At 35.9% G+C, this 20,887-nt stretch carries 18 protein-coding genes and 1 tRNA gene; 10 read left to right on the plus strand and 9 right to left on the minus strand.

All coding sequences use genetic code 11. The features are described from left to right. Positions 1 to 53: 53 nt before the first annotated feature. The 4 genes from yajC to queA form a co-directional block, all read right to left on the minus strand. Positions 54 to 383 carry a preprotein translocase subunit YajC gene (yajC, locus tag HX005_RS12825; RefSeq protein ID WP_107008347.1) on the minus strand — a complete coding sequence of 110 codons (330 nt, stop codon included), beginning with the start codon at positions 381 to 383 and terminating at the stop codon, positions 54 to 56. A gap of 128 nt (positions 384 to 511) precedes the next feature. Continuing rightward, complete coding sequence (gene tgt, locus HX005_RS12830; RefSeq protein ID WP_107008348.1) at positions 512 to 1,642, minus strand: tRNA guanosine(34) transglycosylase Tgt; 1,131 nt, start codon at positions 1,640 to 1,642, stop codon at positions 512 to 514. A gap of 213 nt (positions 1,643 to 1,855) precedes the next feature. Then, positions 1,856 to 3,280, minus strand: a complete 1,425-nt coding sequence (locus HX005_RS12835; protein ID WP_286377645.1) for an SMI1/KNR4 family protein — start codon at positions 3,278 to 3,280, stop codon at positions 1,856 to 1,858. 90 nt (positions 3,281 to 3,370) lie between these two features. Then, entirely contained in the window at positions 3,371 to 4,408 is a 1,038-nt protein-coding gene (gene queA, locus HX005_RS12840) for a tRNA preQ1(34) S-adenosylmethionine ribosyltransferase-isomerase QueA (protein ID WP_286377646.1), read from the minus strand. A gap of 175 nt (positions 4,409 to 4,583) precedes the next feature. Here queA and HX005_RS12845 point away from each other — a divergent pair. Together HX005_RS12845 and HX005_RS12850 are read left to right on the plus strand one after the other, a co-directional pair. Then, positions 4,584 to 4,670 (plus strand) — tRNA-Leu (locus tag HX005_RS12845). 210 nt (positions 4,671 to 4,880) lie between these two features. Beyond that, positions 4,881 to 5,006, plus strand: a complete 126-nt coding sequence (locus tag HX005_RS12850; RefSeq protein WP_286377647.1) for a hypothetical protein — start codon at positions 4,881 to 4,883, stop codon at positions 5,004 to 5,006. A 96-nt stretch (positions 5,007 to 5,102) separates the two neighbouring features. On the opposite strand, the gene HX005_RS12855 is transcribed toward HX005_RS12850, so the two are convergent. After that, on the minus strand, positions 5,103 to 7,334 hold the full coding sequence (locus HX005_RS12855; RefSeq protein ID WP_286377648.1) for an NADP-dependent isocitrate dehydrogenase: 2,232 nt from the start codon (positions 7,332 to 7,334) through the stop codon (positions 5,103 to 5,105). Between the two features lie 1,030 nt (positions 7,335 to 8,364). On the opposite strand from HX005_RS12855, the gene HX005_RS12860 reads away from it, so the two are divergent. The 5 genes from HX005_RS12860 (at position 8,365) to HX005_RS12880 (ending at position 15,231) form a co-directional block, all read left to right on the plus strand. Further along, positions 8,365 to 9,639, plus strand: a complete 1,275-nt coding sequence (locus tag HX005_RS12860) for a sensor histidine kinase (RefSeq protein WP_286377649.1) — start codon at positions 8,365 to 8,367, stop codon at positions 9,637 to 9,639. A gap of 99 nt (positions 9,640 to 9,738) precedes the next feature. Beyond that, positions 9,739 to 12,489: a bifunctional [glutamate--ammonia ligase]-adenylyl-L-tyrosine phosphorylase/[glutamate--ammonia-ligase] adenylyltransferase gene (gene glnE / locus HX005_RS12865; protein WP_286377650.1), complete on the plus strand. Its 2,751-nt coding sequence runs from the start codon at positions 9,739 to 9,741 to the stop codon at positions 12,487 to 12,489. A 26-nt stretch (positions 12,490 to 12,515) separates the two neighbouring features. Then, positions 12,516 to 13,442, plus strand: coding sequence for a branched-chain amino acid transaminase (locus tag HX005_RS12870; protein WP_286377651.1), 927 nt, complete (start codon positions 12,516 to 12,518; stop codon positions 13,440 to 13,442). A gap of 79 nt (positions 13,443 to 13,521) precedes the next feature. Then, complete coding sequence (locus tag HX005_RS12875; protein ID WP_286377652.1) at positions 13,522 to 14,412, plus strand: ELM1/GtrOC1 family putative glycosyltransferase; 891 nt, start codon at positions 13,522 to 13,524, stop codon at positions 14,410 to 14,412. A gap of 12 nt (positions 14,413 to 14,424) precedes the next feature. Then, on the plus strand, positions 14,425 to 15,231 hold the full coding sequence (locus HX005_RS12880; RefSeq protein ID WP_286377709.1) for a polysaccharide deacetylase family protein: 807 nt from the start codon (positions 14,425 to 14,427) through the stop codon (positions 15,229 to 15,231). A 13-nt stretch (positions 15,232 to 15,244) separates the two neighbouring features. Here the strand turns inward: HX005_RS12880 and HX005_RS12885 are convergent, their stop codons facing one another. Genes HX005_RS12885 through HX005_RS12895 form a run of 3 tightly spaced genes read right to left on the minus strand, consistent with a single transcriptional unit; the run spans position 15,245 to position 17,727 of the window. Further along, on the minus strand, positions 15,245 to 16,042 hold the full coding sequence (locus tag HX005_RS12885) for a glycosyltransferase family 32 protein (protein ID WP_286377653.1): 798 nt from the start codon (positions 16,040 to 16,042) through the stop codon (positions 15,245 to 15,247). Positions 16,043 to 16,096: 54 nt separating this feature from the next. Continuing rightward, entirely contained in the window at positions 16,097 to 17,032 is a 936-nt protein-coding gene (locus tag HX005_RS12890) for a glycosyltransferase family 2 protein (protein ID WP_286377654.1), read from the minus strand. A gap of 2 nt (positions 17,033 to 17,034) precedes the next feature. Then, positions 17,035 to 17,727, minus strand: coding sequence for a hypothetical protein (locus tag HX005_RS12895; RefSeq protein WP_286377655.1), 693 nt, complete (start codon positions 17,725 to 17,727; stop codon positions 17,035 to 17,037). Positions 17,728 to 17,871: 144 nt separating this feature from the next. On the opposite strand from HX005_RS12895, the gene HX005_RS12900 reads away from it, so the two are divergent. The 3 genes from HX005_RS12900 to HX005_RS12910 are packed head-to-tail and all read left to right on the plus strand — an operon-like array spanning position 17,872 to position 20,537. Continuing rightward, positions 17,872 to 18,645 carry a glycosyltransferase family 25 protein gene (locus tag HX005_RS12900; protein WP_286377656.1) on the plus strand — a complete coding sequence of 258 codons (774 nt, stop codon included), beginning with the start codon at positions 17,872 to 17,874 and terminating at the stop codon, positions 18,643 to 18,645. A gap of 9 nt (positions 18,646 to 18,654) precedes the next feature. Then, positions 18,655 to 19,497 carry a WlaTC/HtrL family glycosyltransferase gene (locus tag HX005_RS12905; protein WP_286377657.1) on the plus strand — a complete coding sequence of 281 codons (843 nt, stop codon included), beginning with the start codon at positions 18,655 to 18,657 and terminating at the stop codon, positions 19,495 to 19,497. Continuing rightward, positions 19,497 to 20,537, plus strand: a complete 1,041-nt coding sequence (locus HX005_RS12910) for a capsular polysaccharide synthesis protein (RefSeq protein WP_286377658.1) — start codon at positions 19,497 to 19,499, stop codon at positions 20,535 to 20,537. Before HX005_RS12905 ends, HX005_RS12910 begins: the two co-directional genes overlap by 1 nt. A gap of 59 nt (positions 20,538 to 20,596) precedes the next feature. Here the strand turns inward: HX005_RS12910 and HX005_RS12915 are convergent, their stop codons facing one another. Beyond that, positions 20,597 to 20,815: a hypothetical protein gene (locus HX005_RS12915; protein ID WP_107008073.1), complete on the minus strand. Its 219-nt coding sequence runs from the start codon at positions 20,813 to 20,815 to the stop codon at positions 20,597 to 20,599. Positions 20,816 to 20,887: the final 72 nt, after the last annotated feature.

Genomic DNA, 20,887 nt, shown 5'->3' on the forward strand with positions numbered 1-20,887 from the left:
TCGCTTTCTTCTTAAAATGAAAAAGTCGTGCGAGGAGCACGACTGCTTTATGATTAAAGGTTATTTAATGTGCCTTCAGGAAGTACTGAAATGACACTAGCACGTTGTATTTTTACTTCATTACCGCGATTTAGCTCAATAACAGCAAAGTCACCTTCAAGTTTGATGACACGTCCCATTAGACCGCCAGCAAAAACAACTTCACTACCAACGCCTAAACTGTCAATCAGTGTACGGTGTTCTTTGGCACGTTTAGCTTGAGGACGCCAGATGAGAAAATAGAAGATTGCAACAAAAACAGCAATCATCAATAAGTTAGCCATCATGCTTGGACCTTGTGCAGGTGCCTCAGCTGCATGAGCAGCAGAAATAAATAAACTCATTTTAGTTTCCTAAAGTTAAATAACTGGTGTCAAAAACATGACATTTAAATTGACTTGTTCTGCAATTTACCTTGTCTTGTGGTTCAGCGCAAATCCTGTTGAATGAAAAAACATTCCTATTTTAGTGATTAGTCTTCTGGACAAGGTGGAACGTCTAAACCACGGCGTTGATAGAAATCTGTTACGAATTCATCAAAAGTGCCATTGTCTAAAGCATCACGAATATCTTGGGTAAAACGTTGGTAATAACGTAAATTGTGAATCGTACCTAACATTGAACCGAGCATTTCACCACATTTTTCTAAATGGAATAAATAAGCACGAGTAAAATTGCTACATGTGTAACAATCACAATGTGGGTCGAGTGGACTTTGGTCATGGCGATATTTTGCGTTACGAATACGCACCAAACCATCAGTCACAAAATAATGCCCATTACGTGCATTACGGGTTGGCATAACGCAGTCAAACATATCAACACCACGACGAATGGCTTCAACGATATCTTCAGGTTTACCAACACCCATCAAGTAACGTGGCTTGTCTTCTGGCATTTTTGCAGGCAAATAATCCAAGACTTTGATCATTTCTTCTTTTGGTTCACCAACAGATAAACCGCCAATGGCAAAACCATCAAAATCAATTTCTTTCAAACCATTGAGTGATTCTTCACGCAGGTCTTCGTACATTCCACCTTGAATAATGCCAAATAATGCATTTTTATTTTTTAATACGTCATGGTGCTGAGTTTTACAACGTTTCGCCCAACGTAATGAAAGTTGTAATGATTTTTGTGCTTCTTCATGTGTTGCAGGGTAGGGCGTACATTCGTCAAAAATCATCACGATATCTGAGTTCAATGTATGTTGAATATCCATTGAAATTTCAGGTGATAAAAAGACTTTTGAACCATCAATAGGCGAGCGGAAAGTAACGCCTTCTTCTTTAATTTTACGCATTGCGCCTAAACTAAAGACTTGGAAACCACCTGAGTCAGTGAGAATAGGTTTTCCCCATTTCATAAATTCATGCAAGCCACCATGCTCACGAATGACATCTAAGCCCGGACGTAAGTAAAGATGAAAAGTATTGCCCAAAATAATCTGAGCTTGAATATCTTCAATATCACGCGGTAGCATGCCTTTCACTGTACCGTATGTACCTACAGGCATAAATACAGGCGTTTCAACCACACCGTGTTCTAAAGTTAAACGACCACGACGAGCACGTCCCGACTGACCTAATCTTTCAAATTTCATAAATGACCTAAATCTGGCGAAAAAACAGTTCGCTGATTGATTGTTGCAAAAGGTGACTATTTTCCCATGTTTTTATGGTGAATTGCTAGTCATCATAAAGACTAAATATGAATTGAAAATGAAGGCAAGCAACTGCCTTGATCAAAGCTGAATGACAGCAAGCGCACTTGCTGTATTTTAGAGGATGAGCTTAGCAAGTTGATGAGTTTAAAATTATGGATTAAATTCAAATGTCTCTGGGTTTATATGCTGAATAGAATCATGATTTAAGTTGTATTCTTTGAGTACATTGCTGATATTACTGCTGATATAGACCAAATCATCAGTGTCAGCCGAATAATAACGAAGACCATTTTCATCAGGTTCAATGTCTTGATAGGGAAATTTTACAACTAAAGCTTGTAATTTTTTCAAAATAGCACGTGTTTTTAAACCTTGCATGGCTTGTAAAACTTGAATCAGTAGAGATGGTTCATTACTGTCTAAACCATGTAAAAACTCAGTCTCATAGGGTTTTTTATCATTTAAAAAAGAAAAGGTGTAAAAAGTACTTTTTCTTATTTTAAGATCAGGATGCTGTACAAATGGTTTTAGTTGCTGAAATTGCTGTTGTTCATCTTTTTGTAAAATGTAGCATGCAAAACGAAAAGTTTCCTCATCCTGAATATGAGGCAGATATTTATAAATGCGTGAAATCCAATGTGGTAAGTCTTCTTCAATATACCAATGAATCAGTTTAACCGCAGTATTGAGTTGGGTTTTGAATAACTCTTCCAAATAAGGCACAGCACGTTGAGCATCATGCTTTGAAACTAAAGACAAAATCATGATTTGATTTTCATTATTTTCATCAGGAAAATACGCTAAAAGCTGTTGTAATGTATCTTGAGTTAAACTTTTCTTGAAATTTAGACCTTCTAAAATTTGATACTTCAACTGATGGTCTTGTGTATTTTTATATCTTTGCATTAAATCGGATTCTGTTCCTCCCATTTGATAGCCAAACCACGCATGCGTATTTTGTAAATTGCCATCAATGACCTCATCTAACCAACGCTCATACCAGTCTAAAAAATGAGCTTCATAGCTAAATTTTGGTTTGTCATGATCAATGCTTATATTGACCACTTTGCCTGTATATATCCCATTGAGAATAAGCGCATGAAAATAACCACAGCCTTGAGAACCAATCACAAATAAACCACCAAAAATTTTGGCTTCTTGCTGCTCATACTCATAATCACTTAAATTTTCTGCATATAATTCTTGGATTTGAGCTTGCCATATTTCATGGGGGGTATCGGGCGTGAGCAAGGTTGGATTGGTCAGTAACGCTTGGTCAAAATCATTAGAAAATAATTGATATTGTTCCCCAAAAGGGTAGATCCCATAAAAAGGACCTGCCGCAGAATTTGAAAAAGATTCACCTGCATGACCAATTTCAGTTAAAAAAAGCTTATATTCAATAGGAAGTTGAATGCCATGTTGTTGTTCAAAATCAACAATTTTTTGCATGGGAATGGGCGCATTCAATTGATATTGATGTGCATCAGCACCAAAGACTTCTAAATCTGGATCGGCATGTTGAGCAGCGATTAATTTTGTTTTTATACGTTGAATTTGTGTTTGATAAGGCATCATTGTTATAAATAGGTGTGATTGAAAAATCACACCATTCTAAAGTTAAAATTTAAAAGTACACAAGTATAGGCTGCAAAATTTAACCAATTAAACGGCAGCTTTTTCAATCAACATCGCATCACCATAACTAAAGAAACGATATTTACTTGCAACAGCATGCTGATAAGCATTGAGAATATTTTCTTTATTTGAAAGTGCAGAAACTAACATCAGCAAAGTCGATTCTGGTAAATGGAAATTTGTAATTAAACGATCAACTGCACAAAACTGATAACCTGGATAAATAAAAATTTGTGTATCACCTGTCCAAGCGCCAATTTTTCCGCCACACGCTTGTGCAGCACTTTCAATTGCCCGCGTTGCAGTTGTACCAATCGCAATCACTTTATTGCCACGCGCTCGTGTTTCTTGAATCATTTGAGCAGCATGTTCTGACACTTCGCACCATTCACTGTGCATAATGTGATTTTCAATATCTGTGGTACGCACAGGTAAAAATGTTCCTGCGCCGACATGTAAAGTCACAAAGGTTTTTTGAATGCCTTTTTGTGCTAACTTTTCTAATAAATTTTGATCAAAATGCAAACTTGCTGTTGGCGCAGCGACACTTGCCAGTTTTGTTGGATCATTAAATACAGTTTGATAGCGCTCAGTGTCAATTGCTTCAGCCTCACGATTAAAATAAGGCGGAATAGGTAACTGACCATATAAATCTAAAACTTGTAAAATTGGTTGAGAAAATTCAACAACAAATAAGTTTTCATGTCGACCTGTGACAGTCACTTTGACTTCATCTTTTCCAATAAATAGTTCTGCACCTGCTTTTGGTGAATTACTGGCTTTGATATGACAATGCGCTGTTGTTTGATCAAAGATACGTTCAACCAAAATTTCAACAGCACCTCCAGTTGCACGTTTACCTTTTAATCGTGCTTTCATCACTTTGGTGTCATTTAACACCATTAAGTCACCTTCTTCAAAGAGATCAAGAATGTCTGTGAAATGGTGATCTTGATATGTGCCATCAGCATTTAAATGAAGTAAGCGAGATGCGCTACGAGTTTCTAATGGATAGCGTGCAATAAGTTCATCAGGGAGATCAAATTTAAAGTCAGAGAGTTGCATAAGTACAATAAAATATAGGCAGTAAAACTGGATGTAGTATAGTCTTTTTTAAAATAAATCGTTCGGATTGAGTTTTTTTTAATCTAAAAAAATAAAAATGAATTAAAAATATACAAATAAAAAGCTTGTCGATTGACAACATTCAGAAAAACGCTATTATAGCCACACAACCTTTCCCGAGGTGGTGAAATTGGTAGACGCGGTGGATTCAAAATCCACTATCAGAGATGATGTGTCGGTTCGAGTCCGACCCTCGGGACCAAAATTCAAAAAACCCCAAGCATATTAAGTCTTGGGGTTTTTTATTGTCTAAAAAATTAAATTATATAATTTAAAATTCATATGCTTGAACTACTTTAGTTACATCATCCTCAGATGAAACGTATCTTTTATGGCTAAATAAAGTTCCATATTGATGAAGATAGACATTATTTTAAGGCTAAAAAAAGATTTTAATCATAAGGAAAATAGAATGAAAAATATCACAATATTGGGTGTATGGACGCCAGCGCTAATATTTGCTGTGATTCATCCTGTACAAGCTAAAACATCCGCAAAATTTGATCATTCAGGTATTTATTCAAAGATTTGGTTATAAGGTGCAAGAAGATTGAAAAAGCGTATAGCGTAAATAAAAAAACCGATGCCTTAGCATCGGTTTTTATATCTCTGTATATTGAGATAAGTTTTTTACTTAAGCAGAAGCAAGTGCTGCATTAAGCGTTGCGCTTGGGCGCATTACCGCATCAACTTTTGCTGTATCTACTGCGTAGTAACCACCGATATCAGCAGCTTTACCTTGCACTGCAGCAAGTTCAGCAACGATTTTATCTTCGTTGTCAGCAAGTGTTTTAGCAAGTGGTGCAAACTTCGCTTTAAGTTCAGCATCTTCATCTTGCGCAGCCAAAGCTTCAGCCCAGAATTTAGCAAGATAGAAATGGCTACCACGGTTATCAAGTTCACCCGTACGACGTGATGGAGATTTATCGTTGTCGAGAAGTTTACCTGTTGCTTGGTCTAATGTTTTAGCAAGAAGTTTCGCTTTCGCGTTGTTTTCTTTGATGCCCATTTCTTCAAGAGAAACAGCAAGTGCTAAGAACTCACCTAAAGAATCCCAACGTAAGTGGTTTTCTTCTACCAATTGTTGTACGTGTTTAGGCGCAGAACCACCAGCACCAGTTTCGTACATACCACCACCCGCCATTAACGGAACGATAGACAACATTTTCGCAGAAGTACCCAACTCCATGATTGGGAACAAGTCTGTAAGGTAGTCACGTAAAATGTTACCCGTTACAGAAATTGTATCTAGACCACGTGCTACACGTTCAAGTGTATAACGCATTGCACGTACTTGAGACATGATTTGAATGTCTAAACCAGCAGTGTCGTGATCTTTCAAGTAAGTTTGAACTTTCTTGATCAATTCATTTTCGTGTGGACGGTACGGGTCTAACCAGAAAATAGCAGGCATGCCAGAGTTACGCGCACGCGTTACAGCAAGTTTTACCCAGTCACGGATCGGTGCGTCTTTCACCTGACACATACGCCAGATATCGCCTTCCTCAACGTTTTGAGACATCAATACTTCACCAGTTTCGATGTCAGTGATGTTTGCAACACCAGCAGCAGAAACTTCGAAAGTTTTGTCGTGTGAACCGTATTCTTCAGCTTTTTGCGCCATCAAACCAACGTTAGGTACAGTACCCATGGTACGTGGATCGAAGTTACCATTCCATTTACAGAAGTTGATCATTTCTTGGTAAATACGCGCAAATGTAGATTCAGGCATGACTGCTTTACAGTCGTAAGGTTTGCCGTCAGCACCCCACATTTTACCGCCACCACGGATCATTGCAGGCATAGAAGCATCAACAATCACGTCATTTGGTGAATGGAAGTTGGTGATGCCTTTTGCAGAATCTACCATTGCCAAAGCAGGGCGGTGTTCTTGACAAGCATGTAAATCTTCGATGATTTCTTCACGTAAAGATGTTGGTAAAGTTGCGATCTTTTCATAAAGACCTGCCATACCGTTGTTTACGTTAATGCCTAATTCAGCGAATAATTTAGCGTGTTTTTCAAACGCTTCTTTATAATAAATTTTCACACAGTGACCGAATACGATCGGGTGTGAAACTTTCATCATGGTTGCTTTAACGTGTAAAGAGAACAAAATGCCTGCTTCTTTACAATCATCTAATTCTTTTTCATAGAAGTCGCAAAGTGCTTTTTTGCTCATGAACATTGAGTCGATGATTTCGCCGTCTTGAAGCGCAACTTTTGGCTTAAGAACGATAGTTTCACCCGACTTAGTGATCAATTCCATTTTGACATTACGCGCACGATCCAAAGTCATTGACTTTTCGCCGTGATAGAAGTCACCTTCATCCATATGAGAAACGTGGGTTTGTGACCACTGTTTCCATTCACTCATCGAATGTGGATGTTTTTTCGCGTAATTTTTTACAGCAGTTGGCGCACGGCGGTCAGAGTTACCTTCACGTAAAACTGGGTTTACAGCAGAGCCTAAGCATTTGCCATAACGTGCTTTGATTTCTTTCTCTTCATCAGTGGTTGGATTTTCTGGATAATCAGGAATCGCAAAACCTTTAGATTGAAGCTCTTTGATACATGCTGTTAATTGGGCAACAGATGCACTAATATTTGGAAGTTTGATGATATTTGTATCAGGATCTTGAGTAAGACGACCTAATTCTGCAAGGTTGTTCGGTAACTTTTGCTCATCTGTTAGGTAATCTGTAAATTCTGCAAGCACACGAGCAGCGACAGAGATATCTGTTTTTACAATCTCTACGCCAGCGGGCTTAGTAAAGGTCTCAATGATCGGTAGCAGCGAATAGGTCGCTAACAGTGGCGCCTCGTCGGTCAATGTGTAAATGATTGTTGACTTTCCACCAGCCATATATAGCCCCTTGCTTTAGATTATGTTTTTGAGGACCAAACTTTTGGTTCAGTCCCTACGAACCGATTTGCTTAAATAAAAACACTGAAAGTATCAAGGTTCATTGCATTGCAGTCAATGTACGATCGAGTGATAACGACATTTCGCTAGGAAATGATGCTAAAGCGATGTGATGAACCTTTTATTAAAGATAATTTCTATCTTGGGTTTCACATATTCATTTCTTTCAATGACTGTTATCACGTTTTATTTCAGTGTTCTAGAGGGTTCAAATGAACAATCACTGTACTGTTTCGAGGCATGCGATGATCTACTAAAGTGACTGCATGGGCTTTTAAAAACTTAAAAGAGAATTTCGCAGACTTGCACATGCGTTATAACATTACAAGCATTGGTTATTTCAAACCTAGAACTCAAATCAAAACCTGTTAAACAACAAATTGTTAAGTTGTTTGTTAAGGTCGTGGTGATGTGGGTAGCGTTCTCATTTTATTTAAACAAAACGATGCACGGGGTATTTTAATGAAAAATGTGTTTTTAATCTACTGGTGAGCGGTGGTTATGAGCTTAAATAAGAATTATTGCTTTTTAAAAAAGATATGCGTTTAGTAAATTGAAAATAAATCATGATCGAAATAATAAGATAAATATAGAATATGAATAGATAATATGAATGGAAGTTTTTAAAATATACCGCTGTTTAACTTTAAAAAAAGTTCAGAGGAAAATAAATTTGAATAAATGAAAAATTAAAATGTAATAAAATATATTTTATCTTCATTGAGTTATTTTTATTTTATCTTTTGGTTTTATTTAGGTGATTCAAAATTGTTGTTTTAATTAGTATTTATAGGAATTTTATTCTATTATTTTTTATTTAAAACTTACAAAATACCTAAGGTCATATAAGTAAATATTATTGACCAGTGACTATATAATTCGCTAAATATTGTTGTTATATTATAAAAGCGTAAAATCATGTAAAACATTGTAGGTCGTTATCTTTTTGTCATCTAAAAACGAGGCAGCCATGAGATTAAAGCTCTTAGAGATGGGTCAGGCTGACAAGCTGAGCGCATGTAAATTATCATTACTACTCGGCGTATTAAGTCAAGAAAACTCTGTTGAGCGGTTTTTAAAAATAGCAAGAAAATTACTAAATGTAGAAAATGCCATAATCTCATTTGCCAATGAACCTTATGTTTGGTATTCAAATCAATCTGAATTTAAAGCTTTTTTAGCAAGTCCAGATGCCAATTTGCATTTTTATTTTGCGGGTCATCAGAAAATAGACCCTACACATCCAAATTATGCGTCATTTTCACAGCATCTTATTGATATTGGTGTGGATCATCATCGTGTTATTTGTTTTGATATTCAAAAAAATGAGCAAGAATCACTGGGTAAAGTGACTTTTTTTGATGATAAAACGGAAAGTTTTGATCAAGAAAATGATGTATTTGTGCAGGATTTTATTCAAGGGCTGATTAAAGTCATTGAAATGAACAGAGAGCACGAAGAATTAAAAGACTTATATGAACAACAACTTGCATTAAATTTTAGTAAAACTAAATTTTTTCAGATTATTGCTCATGATTTAAGAGCACCATTTCACGGTTTGTTGGGTTTTTCAGAAGTATTAGCACAAGAGCGCGCAAGTTTAGATGAAGAAAGTGTGCATAATATTTCAGAGTATTTATATGACACAGCTCAGTCTACATATAATTTATTAGAAAACTTATTAAATTGGGCAATGGCAGAAGGTGGACGTTTTGTTTATCATCCTATTAATTTTAAATTAAAACAAAGTTCTAAAATTGTTTTTGATGTTTTAAATAGTTTGGCTGTAAATAAAAATATTTTGTTAATTGATGATATTCCTGAAGAATTAAAAGTATGTGGCGATATTAATATGATTACGTCATTATTACAAAATTTGGTTTCTAATGCGCTTAAGTTTACCCATGTAGATGGTTCAGGAAAGGTACGCATGTCTGCAAGGGAAATTTCAAACGGCATCGAAATTCTGATCCAAGATACAGGATTAGGTATGACAGATGCGCAAATAAAAAAGATTTTTGAGCCAGAAATTAATGCAAGTTTTAAAGGGACAGCAGGAGAAAAAGGGACAGGTTTGGGTTTGGTCTTATGTAAAAGATTTGTAGATTTAAACCATGGCGAAATTTCTGTGACTTCCCAACAAGGTAAAGGTACAACATTTAAAGTTGTATTACCCATCGCTAAAAACTCACATCAATCATTGATGAATGAACACGATAGTCCTAAAGAGCGAGTGAAAGTTTAAAGCTTAATTTTACTTTGATTTCAAGCGAAAAATATTGACCACAAGAAGGCTGTAACTGATATAAAGATAAAAATAGATTAAGAAGTATAGGCTTTTTCGATGAACGCTGAGCAATTGCAAAAAACTTTAGGTGCAAGTCAGTATGCAGAACAGGTTTTAAGTTTACATCAAGCAATTTTACAACAAGATTATGCCTTTGATGAATTTAAACAATCGTTATCAACGGCGCAATTACAGCATCTCGTTCAAGACACGTTAAAAAATTTACAAGAAGAAGCCGAGTGGATGAAAGCCATTCGTATTTTACGTGCACGATTGATGTTTCGTTGGATTTGGCAAGATGCTAATCAACTCACAGATGTGGTTACATTGACACGTGAACTTTCCGATTTTGCTGATGCGAGTATTAATGCAGCCAAAGATTTTGCAAGAATTCCATTAATTGCCAAGTATGGAGAGCCGATTGGCTACAATGGCAAAGAGCAAGATCTGATTGTGATTGCGATGGGGAAACTGGGTGCGCAAGAGCTGAATTTATCAAGTGATATTGACCTGATTTTTGCTTTTGATGAACAGGGAGAAACCAACGGTCGCAAATGCGTTGAAGTTCAGCAGTTTTGTATTCATTGGGGACAAAAGCTGATTTATTTGTTGGAGCATATTACCGCAGATGGTTTTGTATTTCGTGTCGATATGCGTTTACGCCCTTGGGGTGATGGTTCAGCACTGGCAATTAGTCATGTCGCATTAGAAAAATATCTCAGTCAGCATGGGCGTGAATGGGAGCGTTATGCATGGATTAAGGCGCGTATTGTGTCTGGCGGAAAAGAAGGGGATGAGCTGTTAGAAATGACGCGCCCTTTTGTTTTTCGCAAATATGTAGATTACACCGCTTTTGAAGCGATGCGTGAAATGAAAGCCATGATCGAGCGTGAAGTTGCTCGTCGTAATATTGCAGATGATATTAAGCTAGGTGCAGGTGGAATCCGTGAAGTTGAATTTATTGTTCAAGTATTTCAACTCATTTATGGTGGTTCAAAATTAGAGCTACAAGATCGTCAATGTTTAGTCAGCCTAAAACATTTGGGTGAAGTTGGTTTATTAGATGAACAGTCTGTTTTAGACCTTGAGGATGCTTATCTTTTCCTTCGTCGTGTTGAACATGCGATCCAAGCTTTAAATGATCAACAGACCCAATCTTTACCTACAGAACCTGAACTACGCAAACGAATTTATCAGACTTTAGGTTTTGCAACATGGGAAGCATTTTTAGATTTTCTCAATCAAAAACGTAATAAAGTAATTTATCAATTTGAGCATTTGATTAAAGAAAAAGGTTATGACTCACCTGCTGAAAGTTTTAGTCAGCTCGAAAAAAAATTGGATGAAGTATTAGATGCTGATGCTAAAAATCTGGTACATGAGTTTTGGTTTGGGCATGCGATTAAAAAATTACCAGCAAAAGCAGTACAACGTTTAAAAGAGTTTTGGCCACATTTGATTGAAGCGATTTTACAGTCAAATAAACCACAAGTGGCTTTGATGCGTCTCATGCCCTTAGTCGAATCGGTTATGCGCCGTACCGTGTATTTGGTGATGTTGATTGAAAGTAAAGGTGCATTGCAACGTCTTGTGAAAATGGCAACAGTAAGCCCTTGGATCTGTGAGGAATTGACGCATTATCCAGTGCTGTTAGATGAATTTTTGTCTATGGATTTTGAATTACCAAAACGCAAAGATCTCGAAGATTCATTACGCCAACAGTTACTCCGCATTGAAATTGATCAAGTTGAAGATCAAATGCGTGTCTTGCGTTTATTTAAAAAATCTAATGTTCTTACCGTTGCAGCAAGTGATGTGCTGGCGGAAAGTCCACTCATGAAAGTCTCAGATGCACTCACTGATATTGCTGAAGTATCGGTGATTGCGACCTTGAATCTTGCTTATCAAACTGTGGCAAAACGGCATGGTTATCCATTAGACGCAGAAGGGCAGCGTTGTTCACTTGATCACATGGCTTTTGTTGTTGCAGGCTACGGTAAATTGGGTGGAATTGAGTTGGGCTATGGTTCGGACTTGGATTTGGTCTTTATTCATTATATGGATGAACAAGCCGATACCGATGGGATGAAAGTCATTAGTGGTTTTGAATTTGCTATGCGCGTTGCGCAGAAATTTATGTCTTTAATGACCACGCAAACCCTTGATGGTCGAGTGTATGAGGTGGATACGCGTTTACGTCCATCAGGTGAAGCAGGGCTTTTGGTGACCAGTCTAAAAGCATTTGAACAATATCAATTAAAAAATGCATGGTTATGGGAGCATCAGGCGATTGTACGAGCGCGTTCTATCGCAGGTGAAATCACCTTAAGAACCAAGTTTGAACAACTACGTTGTCGGATTTTGACTTTGCCCCGAGAAGAGGAAACTGTCCGCAGAGAAGTCTTGAACATGCGGCAAAAAATGAAAGATCATCTGGGTTCATCTAAAGAACAGAAAAAAGATGGAATTTTTCATTTAAAACAAGATGCAGGTGGTATCGTTGACATCGAATTTATGGCACAGTATGTTGTATTAGCCTGGAGTGGGACGAATCCTGATCTCGCCCATTATTCCGACAATGTACGAATCCTTGAAGATGCAGCCAAGGCAGGTTGCTTATCCAGTGACGATGTATCTGCATTGATTCAGGCCTATCTAAGCGAACGCGCCGAGAGCCACCGCCTTGCACTTGCCAATCATAATATGCAAGTCAATGCAGCGGATTGGCACGATACCCGAGAGGTCGTTTGTAAGTTATGGCAAAGATTAATTGATCCAACTGCGACTTTCGCATTGGAAAGTGAATAATTGTGTAAAAATTTGGAGTGTGCGCCATGAACTTGGCTGATCGTGATGGTTTTATTTGGCAAGATGGACAAATGGTTGACTGGCGTGAGGCGAAAGTCCACGTTTTAACCCATACATTACACTATAGTATGGGTGTGTTTGAGGGTGTCCGTGCCTATGAAACTCCAAATGGAACAGCAATTTTCCGTCTTCAGGACCATACTAAGCGTTTACTGAATTCTGCAAAAATTTATCAAATGAATGTTCCATTTGATCAAGCAACTTTAGAACAAGCTCAGATTGATGTTGTTCGTGAAAATAAATTCGCATCTTGCTACCTGCGTCCAATCATCTTTATTGGTTCGGAAAAACTCGGTATTGCTGCAACAGATAACACCATTCATGCAACAGTTGCTGCATGGGGTTGGGGTGCATATCTGGGTGAAGATGCGATGGCGAAGGGTATTCGTGTAAAAACCTCATCATTTACGCACCACCATCCAAACGTGACCATGTGTAAAGCAAAAGCTGCGGGTAACTATACTTTATCTATTCTTGCACACCAGGAAGTGGCAAAAGCAGGTTATGACGAAGCCATGCTGATGGACCCACAAGGTTATGTATGTCAGGGTTCTGGTGAAAACGTATTCTTAGTCAAAGATGGTGCATTACATACGCCTGATATCGCAGGCGGTGCATTGGATGGGATTACCCGTCAAACCATCATTACCATCGCCAAAGATCTTGGTATTGAAGTAGTTGAGCGTCGTATTACGCGTGATGAATTCTACATTGGTGATGAGGCGTTCTTCACAGGTACTGCTGCTGAAGTGACACCAATCCGTGAGTATGATGACCGTCAAATCGGTTGTGGTGCACGTGGTCCAATCACTGAAAAAATTCAAAAAGCATTCTTTGATGCAGTTCAGGGTAAAGACCCTAAATATGCACATTGGTTGACTTACGTAAAATAAGTTGATCGGTTAAGATAAAAAGGCGGAACTTGGTTTCGCCTTTTTTTATGATTTTTATGGCGGTTAAATAAGGGTTTTCATGCATATTGTCTACGTCAGTGATGGAAAAGCAGGACATCGTTCACAGGCAATCGGCTTGTTTAAAGCGATGCAAAGACAATCTACGCAAGCTGTCACTTTTGAAGAAATTTCAATTGCGGAACTTGCGATTTTTCCTTTAATCATGGGAATAATGCAACATAAAATTCCTCAGCTTCAACAAACACCGGATTATATCTTTGGAGTGGGAAGCCACACTCAATTCAGGGTTTTGTTGTTGGGGAAAATCTATAAACAGGCAAAAACTGTCATTTTGATGAAGCCAAATTTTCCATGCTCATGGTTTGATTATGCTGTGATTCCTGAACATGATGCTGTGGCAGAACAGGGCAATGTGATTGTGAGCAGAGGCGCGCTGAATCCTATTGTGGATGAGCAACGGCATATTTCAGGTCGCATTTTGATTGCATTGGGTGGTTCATCGAAACGCCATACATGGAATGATCAAAAAGTTTTAACTGCAATTGAAAATATTGTTCAGCAAAATCCTCATGGCGGTATCATTTTAACCACATCAAGACGTACACCCTCAGATTTTTTGAGTCAATTAAAGCAAAAAAAATATGCAGAAAAATTGCAAATTTTTCCTGTAAAGCAAACACCACAAGGCTGGATTTTTGAGCAAATGCAATTGGCAGAAGCTGTCTGGGTGACAGAGGACAGTGTTTCAATGATTTTTGAGGCATTGACGGCAGGGTGTAGAGTCGGGACGATTTTAATTGATCGCAGCAAGCAAGATCGAATCACGCAATCTATAGATCAGATTTTGACAGCGCATTTAATTTCCACTGCTGAAAACATTGCCGATTTACCACAAGCACAGACTTTTAAAGAAGCAGATCGTGTGGCAACATATCTTTTAGCAAAATAACTGGTCATGACCGTGATTTATATTCTCATTTTACTGTTGGTTTTAATGATTGCATTCAGCATGAAATATGCATGGTGGAAACCTGCTGTAGACTGGAAACGTCCACGTGTGTTGATGTATCACATGGTACGCGAGCATATAGAGGGTGCGAAGTTCAATAAATTACGGGTCAAACCTGCTGAGTTTGAAAAGCAAATTGCATGGATGAAAGCACAAGGTTTTCATTTTGTGACCATGCAGGAATTACAGCAAAATTGGGGCAAACACCCTGAAAAAACGGTTGCCATTACCTTTGATGATGGCTATCTGGATAATCTGGAAAATGCTTATCCTATTTTAGAAAAATATCAAGCCAAAGCCACGATTTATGTGGTGGTTGATCGTCATGATCGTGATTGGTCTACTTATAAAAAAGCCCATCATAATAGTGGTGAATTGGCACGTGAACCTAAACTCAATGATGAACAAGTCCGTTTTTTGGCACAAGGTGCTGTGGTTGAAATTGGTTCACATACCTTAACTCATGCCAATCTGGATAAACTGACGGATGAACAGTGTCTGCATGAGTTACAGGACTCAAAAGTACAACTGGAGCAACTGACTCAGCAAGCGGTGACAAGTTTTGCTTATCCCTTTGGAATCTATTCACAGCGTGATGTCGATTTGGCAGAACAGGCAGGTTATCACAATGCAGTCACCACCAAAGAAGGCATTGATGGTCTAAGCCCTGACTTTATGCAACTACAACGGATTAAAATCAGCGGTAAAGATTCAATGTTTGCAGTGAAACTACGCTTGAAGTTGGGTAAACGAGCTTAATCTTACAAAGCAATTATTTATGCTGTTTAAAGGCTTTTCTTGGATGAAGTAAATAAAGCCATAATTTATAAAGTATTTGGTTAAATGTGTTGAGCTTAACCACAGGGTTGATTTGTAGGCGGTAGTGATTTTTATTCACCACCGTTGTATCTGCATTGATATAAATCAGCCCAAACTGACCAGCAAAACGTTCATAACGATATTTATATTGTTGTGTTTGAATTATTTTTTCAATAGCAATGGAGTAGGGCACAGGTCCTGTAGTGTTCAATACACCTTTACGTCCCACATGATATTTCATTGGGGTATAGTCATGAATACGAAAACTGACTTCATCTATGACTGCTTTTAAAAATGGTGAATGTGGTTTTGCAATAATATTCCATTGTTGATATTCGCCATATTTTAAAAATTTTAGATGTTTGTTAATGCCATAACCTTGATATTGTTGTCCTTCTTCATTTTCCCAACCGCAAATAATAAACTCATCATCTGCACGTAAAATGTCATTAAAAGGCACAGCACATGAGCTTTTTAAATCGAGATAAACCCCACCTTCTTGATACATGAGTAAATAACGAAAAAAATCAGAACGAGCAGCAGCATAATTCTCTTGGATCAATAAATAAGTATCTAATGTTTTTTGATCATAATATTGTTGAATATAGTCCAAAATTTGTGTTTCATCATAAAGGCGATATTCCCAATCAGGATTACGTTCACGCAATTCAATCACTGATTTTTTGATATTATCAGGAATATTATCTTCACCTTGTAAATAAATCTGGTGAATCACTTTAGGAATGGACATGGAATATATTCTCGAACAGCTCATCAAATAAAAGCAGAAAAATGTATTAATCAGTTATGCATGTGGTTTGCGAACATGATCCAATTGAGAGAAGTAAGATTTAAGCTGCTCAGCACGAGAACTCCACCATTTTTGTGGATTTCTTTTGGCTAAAGCATAATAAAAAAACTCTTTTAAACTTTTTTGATCACGAGATTTTAGACTTTTCCAATAAGTTGACAAAGCCTTTTTCTTGAGCAAATTTTGTTGAATTTGATCAAGTGGATAATCGTTTAAAAAATCATAAATAGTAAAAAACATATCATGATGTTGTTGGTTTAAATTTTGAGATAAACGGTTATCACCCCGTTTAGTTTTGGTTTCTTCAGCATCTAAAATTACAAAAACGGTGGCAGTTTCAGTAAATAATAATTTCTGCGCAACTACACCTAATTCTAAAGCCAGAGATTCATCTTGAATAAATAAGCTTGAGTTACAACCTTGAGATTTTTGCCAGACCTCTTTTGAACACATGACACACATTTCCATGATGTTGTGCTGAATCATGTAGGTCAGTGGTTGTTCAATAGTCGAAGTATCCATTGTTGGATAGTTTTGAATTTCTGCTAAATCACGAATTTTGACTTTATTACCATAAAATAAATCGCAGTTTTCAGCTTGCATCAATTCGACAATTTGTTTCAAACGATTGGGTGCAAGCACATCATCAGCATCCATAAAAAATAGATAATCACCTTGTGCTGCGTTGCCTCCTTGATTGAGACGGTTTGCAGGACCTTTATTATCGATATTGTGAATAATTTTAACTTTAGGATATTGTTGTTCTAATTGTTGGGAAAAATTTTTCCAATTTGGATCAGTTGAAGCATCATCAGCTACAATGATTTCTAAAAGTTCAGGCAAGTTAGGTTGCAAAGACTCAATCGTTCTTTGTAAAAGAAGACCTTTATTAAAATGAGTTAAAACAACCGAGATGGAAACTGTTGCCATATCTAGTTCACCTGCTTGTATTTAAGGGTTTTATTTAACCATAAAAAGAAGGTTTTTAAATGCCCTGTAAAACTATTGGTTGCTAAAAATTGTACTTGGACATAAGGAATATTATATTTTCGGCAAAAAAACATACGGTGATGACCTTGATGTAGTTTATCTTTTACACCTAAACCACGGCATAGCATAATTGCCATAGGATGATTTTTATCATAACCATGTTCTTTAAATGAAATATCAATATCGTGGAAACGGCTTTGGCGTTGATCTTTAGGCACGCCCCATTTATTGCGATCACTATAATTATAAGCGGTTTCTTCGTTTTTTAAATTGCGTTCAAGGTGATTATCAATAATATCACTGAGTGCAATTTCATAGCTTTGTGTTGAAAAGTCTAGATATTTTTTACGAATTGGTTTAAGTAGGGCTAATAATCCAAGTTGTGGTGCTCGTTGTTCAAACATGATCCATGTGGGAAAATGAGTTAAACCTTGTTTTTGTGCTTGAATTAAGATGTCGCGACCTTTAAAGAGCACATCCGAAATATTTTTAGACTCTTGACCAATGAGTAAAATAACACCTTGATTTGTCATTGTTTTAGTATTCGTTGAAGATTCAGTCGGAGCATCATTAAGATTTAATAGTTCTTCAATCTTTATATGATAATACTCAGAAGAAAAACCAAATTGTTCCATATTGCTTAAATCATAAAAAAATAAAAACAGATCATAATCTTCTTACTACAAAAAATCTATTCATACTGGCTATATGGCATTACTATTTGAGTGATGAATGAAATATAATAATGAGGTTCCAAATAGTTATTTTAGGTTTGTGCGGTGAAGAAATATTTAATTAGTATTGAAAAAACAGATAGTCCTCGTTTGGCTGGTTTTTTTGCGCAACCAACTTTTGGAAAATACCAAAATGAATTTAAAAAAATAGGTGTAATTGGTGCCCAATTACCAACAGCAGAATATTTTAAACTTGCTGTTGCAGGACGTAAAAAAGCATTAAGTCCTGCAGAATTAGGCTGTACATTATCACATGTGACTGCATTTAAAGATTTTTTAGCTTCAGATGAAGAATATGCTTGTATTTTTGAAGATGATGCGATTTGTTTACATGATTTAGATTTAAATGATTTAGAAACTCAGGTTAAAAGTTTGAATTTAAATCCATGCTTTTTTTTAAGTATGGGGGGAATACAATTAAAAAGTAGTGCTAAAGTTCGTGGAAATTTTTTAATAGAAAAAATAAATCATACGCCTGTATTAAAGTTACATCCTATTTATTTCGGACGTTTATTTTACACTTATGCTTATATTATTGATCGAAAAATGGCAGAGTTATTAATACGTTATCACGAAGTTCCAAAAGGATGTGATCATTGGTCACAAATCCGTGATTATGATCCAACATGTCAATTTTATGCGACTTTTTTATTTGATCATCCAGAGCTAGATGAAATTTCAATAGGGCAAAGCTATATTGAGCAAGAAAGAAAATTATTAAATAAAGAGGAAAAAGTACAAAAAACGATACTTTATAAATGGAAAGTTTCGATTTTAAAAAGAATATTTAAAATAATGTTAAGTAAGTACCCAAAATAGGTCAACTCAATGTCAATTACAATTATTACTGCTTTTTTTGATATTGGACGAGGAAGCTGGAGCGTAGAAAATGGGCATCCTTGTTATTTAGAGCGTTCTACAGAAAAATATTTTAAGTATTTTTCTAATTTAGCTCATCTTGAAAACCATATGGTTATTTTTACCAGTACAGATTATGTGGCTAAAATCAAAGCGATTCGAAAAGACAAGCCTACAACGATTATTGATATCTGTTTAGATAAAAAGTTTTATGCATGTAAACAAGCTATTGAAGATATTCAAAAAAGTGAAGATTTTAAAAAAAATATTGGCACTGAGCAATTAAAAAATCCTGAATATTGGTCAGCTGAATATGTTTTAGTGACGAATTTAAAATCATATTTTGTCAAAAAAGCCATTAAGGAAGGATTTGTGAATTCATCTTTAGCTGCATGGGTGGATTTTGGGTATTGTCGAAATTTAAAAACTTTAAATAAAATTAAAGCATGGAATTTTTCTTTTTCCTTAGAAAAAGTTCACTTTTTTTCGATTAAAAAAGTTTTTGATATTAATCAAGAAAATGTAAATTATGCAATTTTTAATAACCAAGCATTTATTATTGGTGGTGTAATTGTTGCAGCTCCTGAAAAGTGGCTAGCATTTTCAAATTTAGTATATCAATGTCAAATCGATATGCTAAATCAACATATTGTTGATGATGATCAAGGCGTTTATTTAACAACACTATTAAAAGAGCCAGAACTTTTTGAAATACACTATTTAGGTGAGGATCAATGGTTTGATGTATTTAAACTTTTTGCAGATCAGCAACTAGATATAATAGATCGTATAAAAAAATGGATGGGTTTTTAATGTCACAGAATAAAATAAATAATCTAGCCAATCAAAGCCTTGATCTAAATATGATTAATTTATTTTCTCAAGATGAAGTTCAGACTGTGCGTTTAAAACGTCTCAAAAAACAGCCTTGGCGAACATTTTATTCAATATTTGTACCTAAAAAAAAGCGAAAATTGCAACAAAAACAAGCAAATATTTTACAGAAGCAACATGTAGCAAAACTTTGGAATATTTTTTTAGACCAATATTTTGATGGAAAGTTAGATCATTTCCAATTAAAAGCTAAAAAGCAATTTACTGATCAAAAAATCATTTGGCAATACTGGGGGCAAGGCTTGGCTGCCGCACAGCAAAATGATACGGTAAAACTATGTTTTGCTTCTGTTGATCGTTTCAAAGGTGATTATCATGTCATTCGACTGGATGAAAAAAGTGTTCAGGAATATTTAGATTTACCTGACTTTATTTGGGAAAAGAAAAAAAATGCCCAATTTAAACCTGCCTTTTTTGCAGATTTAATTCGTCTGGCATTATTAGATCTTTACGGAGGAATTTGGATTGATGCAACAATTTTATTAACAGCACCAATTGATCCTGTGATTTTAAAACAAGATTTTTTTATGTTTCAGCGTGTTAGTTCTGCAGAAAATCAAGATTTTTGGACAGCTTTTAACACTGATTATTTTGGTTGGGGTGAAGAACATGTTGTAAATGTTCTAAATAGTTTTATTGTTGCTAAAAAAGAGAATAAAGGAGTACATATTTGTTTTGAGATAATGATGAATTTTTGGAAAACTCAACAAGATATTCCACATTATTTTATCTTTCAAATTATGTTTAATGAATTATTAAAGCGTCCTTCGTTTGAACAATCATTTTTACTGATTGATGACACTTTTCCTCATTTATTACAAATTCAACTTAAAGAAGAATATAATGAAAATAATTTTGAGCGTATTTTATTAAAAACTAACATTCATAAAATAAACTATATGAATGGATTAAATGACTCTAGTTATTTTGAGCAATTGAAAAAGAAATATTTAAAATGACTCAATCATTAAAGTAACGTATGAGTAAATAAAACTATTTATTCATACGTTTAAAAATTTTATTTTTGATCTGCATTACCTTTGATCACTAAATAAATCAGCGATCCCATAATAAGGAAACCACCGCCAAAACAGCTTAAGCAGAATAATAAAATACGTTCATATTTATCTAAATCAAATAATTGATGATTTAAAATATATAAGACAAAGCCCCACTGAATTAGTGCAAATGCAATAAGAACAATCGTATGACGACGAACATCGGGACGCATAGCCATTGGAGAATTACCTGTAAAATGAACAGTTGTAGTATGCCATTTTTGAGAACTTATCTCAATTGAATATCAGGT

The organism is Acinetobacter sp. R933-2 (assembly GCF_030325485.1).
GTDB lineage: Bacteria > Pseudomonadota > Gammaproteobacteria > Pseudomonadales > Moraxellaceae > Acinetobacter > Acinetobacter sichuanensis.

Excerpts from the sequence above, each read along its gene's own strand:
- HX005_RS12890 (WP_286377654.1), bottom strand. The coding sequence starts at position 17,032 with ATGGCAACAGTTTCCATCTCGGTTGTTTTAACTCATTTTAATAAAGGT.
- HX005_RS12895 (WP_286377655.1), bottom strand. The coding sequence starts at position 17,727 with ATGGAACAATTTGGTTTTTCTTCTGAGTATTATCATATAAAGATTGAA.
- HX005_RS12915 (WP_107008073.1), bottom strand. The coding sequence starts at position 20,815 with ATGGCTATGCGTCCCGATGTTCGTCGTCATACGATTGTTCTTATTGCA.
- HX005_RS12885 (WP_286377653.1), bottom strand. The coding sequence starts at position 16,042 with ATGTCCATTCCTAAAGTGATTCACCAGATTTATTTACAAGGTGAAGAT.
- HX005_RS12870 (WP_286377651.1), top strand. The coding sequence starts at position 12,516 with ATGAACTTGGCTGATCGTGATGGTTTTATTTGGCAAGATGGACAAATG.
- tgt (WP_107008348.1), bottom strand. The coding sequence starts at position 1,642 with ATGAAATTTGAAAGATTAGGTCAGTCGGGACGTGCTCGTCGTGGTCGT.
- HX005_RS12835 (WP_286377645.1), bottom strand. The coding sequence starts at position 3,280 with ATGCCTTATCAAACACAAATTCAACGTATAAAAACAAAATTAATCGCT.
- HX005_RS12860 (WP_286377649.1), top strand. The coding sequence starts at position 8,365 with ATGAGATTAAAGCTCTTAGAGATGGGTCAGGCTGACAAGCTGAGCGCA.
- HX005_RS12875 (WP_286377652.1), top strand. The coding sequence starts at position 13,522 with ATGCATATTGTCTACGTCAGTGATGGAAAAGCAGGACATCGTTCACAG.
- glnE (WP_286377650.1), top strand. The coding sequence starts at position 9,739 with ATGAACGCTGAGCAATTGCAAAAAACTTTAGGTGCAAGTCAGTATGCA.
- HX005_RS12850 (WP_286377647.1), top strand. The coding sequence starts at position 4,881 with ATGAAAAATATCACAATATTGGGTGTATGGACGCCAGCGCTAATATTT.
- HX005_RS12905 (WP_286377657.1), top strand. The coding sequence starts at position 18,655 with ATGTCAATTACAATTATTACTGCTTTTTTTGATATTGGACGAGGAAGC.
- queA (WP_286377646.1), bottom strand. The coding sequence starts at position 4,408 with ATGCAACTCTCTGACTTTAAATTTGATCTCCCTGATGAACTTATTGCA.
- HX005_RS12910 (WP_286377658.1), top strand. The coding sequence starts at position 19,497 with ATGTCACAGAATAAAATAAATAATCTAGCCAATCAAAGCCTTGATCTA.
- HX005_RS12855 (WP_286377648.1), bottom strand. The coding sequence starts at position 7,334 with ATGGCTGGTGGAAAGTCAACAATCATTTACACATTGACCGACGAGGCG.
- yajC (WP_107008347.1), bottom strand. The coding sequence starts at position 383 with ATGAGTTTATTTATTTCTGCTGCTCATGCAGCTGAGGCACCTGCACAA.